The following is a 245-nucleotide window of genomic DNA, read 5'->3' on the forward strand; positions in this document are numbered from 1 at the left end:
GCTGCAGAACCTGGCCGGCCTGCGCGGCGGCTTCGGCAAGGCCCGTGAAACCTCCACCCGCGGCGTCTACAAGGTCGTCGTGCGCGCCTGGCAGGAACAGGTCACCCGCACCGCCCTGAACGAAGGCCGCGACCTGGTCATGGCCGCCATCGAAGACCGTCCGTTCGACGTTGATGCCGCCGTGGCGCGCCTGCGCCGGCTGGTCGACAAGCACTGCCTGGGCCCCAGCACCGCCTGCATCGTCG

General features: G+C 71.0%; 1 protein-coding gene. It reads left to right on the forward strand.

Translation table 11 applies throughout. The features are described from left to right. Positions 1–245 (forward strand): cyanophycin synthetase family protein (locus SB771_RS36325; protein ID WP_410722201.1); only part of this gene is annotated, 245 nt, incomplete at both ends.

Source organism: Burkholderia sp. SIMBA_051, assembly GCF_046534915.1.
Classification (GTDB): domain Bacteria; phylum Pseudomonadota; class Gammaproteobacteria; order Burkholderiales; family Burkholderiaceae; genus Burkholderia; species Burkholderia ambifaria.